Origin of the sequence: Streptomyces flavofungini, from assembly GCF_041028215.1 — a bacterium.
Classification (GTDB): Bacteria; Actinomycetota; Actinomycetes; order Streptomycetales; family Streptomycetaceae; genus Streptomyces; species Streptomyces flavofungini_B.
In genome coordinates this window covers 1-3270 of record NZ_JASKYR010000879.1, presented here as the reverse complement: position 1 = coordinate 3270, position 3270 = coordinate 1, and the positions used below count along the sequence as shown (strand labels likewise).

Here is a 3270-nt window from a genome sequence, read left to right as displayed (position 1 = left end):
TGCACCGAGGGAAAACGACACCGGAAGGGCCCGTCGAAGAGGACGCTTCGACGGAGTCGGCGGCAGAAACGGAGGACCCCCATGGCGGCGGTGGATCTCGCCACCCACCCCGGGCACCTGGCCCGGCGTCTCCAGCAGGCGCACCACCTGCTGTGGAACACGATGGTCTCCGAGGAGATCACCTCACCGCAGTTCGCGGTGCTCAACGCGCTCGTCGCCGAACCCGGCCTCGACCAGCGCACCGTGGGGGAGCGGGTGGGCCTTGACCGTTCCACGATCGCCGAGGTCATCAGCCGTCTGATCCGCCGGAACCTGCTGGACAAGGTCCGTGACCCGCAGGACGGCCGCCGCTGCCTGCTGCGGCTCACCGACGACGGCAGGCGCACGCACGGCAGGCTGACCGTGCGCACGGCCCGGATGAACCAGGTGTTCCTCGGCCCGCTCTCCGCCGATGAGCAGGCCGTCTTCTTCGATCTGCTGCGCCGCGTGGCGGACGCGGCGGAGGGCCTGCGCAACCCCGGGGAACCGCTGGCGAAGGCCTGAACCGCCACCCCGGCCCGGAAAGCCGCGCGGTCGTCGCACGCCCGGGCAAGCGCCTACGCCTTCGCGTACACGACCCAGACCTGCCCCTTGGCGAACGGCAGCGGTGCGCCGTCGGACGTCGTGAACTCGGTGCCGTCGCCGTCCGAGGGGCGCTGCCACCGCGCTTCGTAGGCGCGTCCGTCGCGCAGGACGCGCGCCTTGCCCTCGCCCACCGTCTCGGTGAACGGCGAGACGTTCCCCGAGCGGTCGTGGAAGCTGGACGGCCGTACCTTCACGTACTGCACGACGACGGTCGACGGGCTCAGCTCCTTGCCGCCCGAGGTACGCGCGCGTGTCCCGTCCATCGTCACGCGCCACCGCCCCTCGTACTCCACCCAGTCGAAGGTGAAGCTCGCCGAGGGGAACCGCACCGTCTGCCGGTTCCGCGGAGTCCCGCCGGAGGGTTTGGGGCCGAAGCGGAACCCGGTGCTCTTCAGGGCTTCCGCGCGCGGGGCGGCGTCCAGGGCCTTCGGGCGCAGGAAGAGGTTGTGCGGCGCGGGCCTGCCGCTGCCCCGGTAGTAGGCGTCACCGGGTGCCTTGCCCGGCGGCAGGGCCCGCAGCGGCGCACCCTCGATCAGCGGCAGGAGTCTCGACTGCGCCCCGGAGAAGGCGAGTACGGGACGGTCGAACTGGCGTAGGAGCTCCAGGTCCGTCTCGCGCGCGCTGCGCACCGGGCCGACCACCGGCGGCAGTCTGGTCGCGAAGACCGCCATCAGACGGCTGAGGCCCGCCTCCACCTGCTCGACGTAGATCACGTCGGCGGCGTCGATGCCGGTCTGCGGGCGCGCGGCACCGACATTGTCGATCTTCACGGCGAGTACGGAGCCGCCGCCTCCCTGGGCGCCCGGCGCCGCCCCGCTCCCGTCGGTCTGGATCGTGCAGCCGGCGGCCAGGGCGGCGAGCGCCACCGCCCCGGCCCCTGCCCGTGTCCTCGCCCACCGTTTCATGCGTACGTCTTACCCCATGGGGCGCCGGTCTCAGCCGAGGTCGAGGGCATTGCGCAGGCCGAGCCGGTGGCGGGTGCGGTCGTGGCGCTTGGCCGCCTCGATCGCCGGGGGACGGAACAGCGGTGTCACCGTGCACGGCTTCTGGTCCGAACCTGCCTGCTTGAGCAGGGCGTTGACCGCCTGGCGGGCCGAGGCGTTGGCGCCCTCCATCGTGGCGAGGTCGATGTCCACGGAGACGTAGTCGCCCGCGAGGAAGAGGTTGGGGATCCTCGTCGCCGAGGACGGGCGGTTGTGGAAGGTGCCGACGGGGTGGATCAGGAGTTCGTCCTCGTTGGTGGGGTGCGGGGTGCCGAGGCCGCCGACGCCCGGGTCGAGGAACCACGAATGCAGCTTGCCGTCGCTGAGCACGGTCCTGCCCGTGTCGTTCAGTGCGGCCTTGAGCTGCGCCCAGACCTCCCTGGCGACCTCGTCCCTGGTGCACTGCTTGGCCGTCCTGCCGTAGAGCATCCCGGGCTTGTCCCACTCGGAGATGTCCACGGACAGGCACTCGACCGCGACGCCGTCGCCGTAGTCGGCGGCGAAGTCGCGGTCCGGCCAGTGCCCGGCCTGCGCGATGCCGGTGAGCGACCAGGGCGAGTCGATGCAGTTGAAGTGGCCCTTCACCAGCGGGGGCCGCTCGGTGAGATAGAACTGGATGCCGGTCATCCAGTCCGTCTTGAGCTTGTCGCAGCGCGCCAGTTGCGGGTCCGCCGCCTTCAGCGCGGCGCTCCACGTCCTGCGCGCGTGCTCCACGGGCATGGCCTGGACGTAGTGGTCGGCGGTGACGGTACGCCGTACGCCGCCGGGGTCCTCGATCACGGTCCCGGTGATCCGGCCGCCGCCGTACGCCAGCTCGCGCACCGTCCACCCGATCCTGAACCGGACGCCGAGCGACGTCAGATGGGCCACCCAGGGATCGATCCACGCCTCGTTCGTGGGGGCGTTCAGGAGGCGGTCGGGCGGGCCGTCGGCGCCCTGGCCGAGCCCGTTGAGCACGAAGGCCTCGCCGAGCGTGCCGACGGTGCGGGTGCTCGCCTCCTCCGCCTTGGTCGCGACGATGTTGCGGGTGACACCGATCGCCAGGATGCGCTGGTAGTCCTTGGACATCCGCTCGGCCCGCACGAACTCCCACCAGGGGGTGGCCTCCCAGTCCTCGTCGCGCCGCTCGTCGCAGCTCGTGAGGAAGACCAGGGCGCGGTTCACGAAGTACGCGACCTCGTGGGCGGGCAGGTTGAAGGCCGTGTCGAGCAGGGCGGTCAGGGCGCGCGCCAGGTCGTCCAGGGTGAGCCGTTCGGGCCGGGCGCCCGGCCACGGGATCGGCATGCGGAGGTCCTCGCGCCCGGTGCGCGCGAACATCATCTCGCGGGGCGCGACGAGGTTGTCCCAGACACCGCGCGCGTTGCCGGGGAAGGGGATGCGCCGCATGGTGTCGGGGAGGTTGTGGTAGATCCCCGGGATGAAGCGGAAGCCGTGCTCGCCCGGCAGCGGCTTCCTGCCGCCCTTCGCGCTGTCCGGCACGTCCATGCTGCGGGCCTTGCCGCCGAGCGCCCTGCGTTCGTAGACCGTGACGTCGAAGCCGCGCTCGGCCAGTTCGTGCGCGGCGGTGAGCCCCGCGACGCCGCCGCCCAGCACGGCGACGGCCTGACCGGCCTGACCGGCCTGCCCGGCGCCCTCCCGCGCCGCCACGGGCGCCGGGCAGGCC

General features: G+C 72.3%; 3 protein-coding genes. 1 reads left to right on the top strand and 2 read right to left on the bottom strand.

Going from position 1 to position 3270, the window contains the following annotated elements; genetic code table 11:
• Window positions 1–81 precede the first annotated feature (81 nt).
• Window positions 82–543 carry a MarR family winged helix-turn-helix transcriptional regulator gene (locus AB8Z36_RS35930; RefSeq protein ID WP_369217585.1) on the top strand — a complete coding sequence of 154 codons (462 nt, stop codon included), beginning with the start codon at window positions 82–84 and terminating at the stop codon, window positions 541–543.
• A 53-nt stretch (window positions 544–596) separates the two neighbouring features.
• Here AB8Z36_RS35930 and AB8Z36_RS35925 read toward each other — a convergent pair whose 3' ends face one another.
• Both AB8Z36_RS35925 and AB8Z36_RS35920 read right to left on the bottom strand, forming a co-directional pair.
• Complete coding sequence (locus tag AB8Z36_RS35925) at window positions 597–1529, bottom strand: DUF3048 domain-containing protein (RefSeq protein ID WP_369217584.1); 933 nt, start codon at window positions 1527–1529, stop codon at window positions 597–599.
• A 30-nt stretch (window positions 1530–1559) separates the two neighbouring features.
• On the bottom strand, window positions 1560–3254 hold the full coding sequence (locus AB8Z36_RS35920) for a hydroxysqualene dehydroxylase (protein ID WP_369217586.1): 1695 nt from the start codon (window positions 3252–3254) through the stop codon (window positions 1560–1562).
• Window positions 3255–3270: the final 16 nt, after the last annotated feature.

Bases quoted from the DNA above. Each gene is read 5' to 3' on its own strand.
- AB8Z36_RS35925 (WP_369217584.1), bottom strand. From the start codon at position 1,529: ATGAAACGGTGGGCGAGGACACGGGCAGGGGCCGGGGCGGTGGCGCTC.
- AB8Z36_RS35930 (WP_369217585.1), top strand. From the start codon at position 82: ATGGCGGCGGTGGATCTCGCCACCCACCCCGGGCACCTGGCCCGGCGT.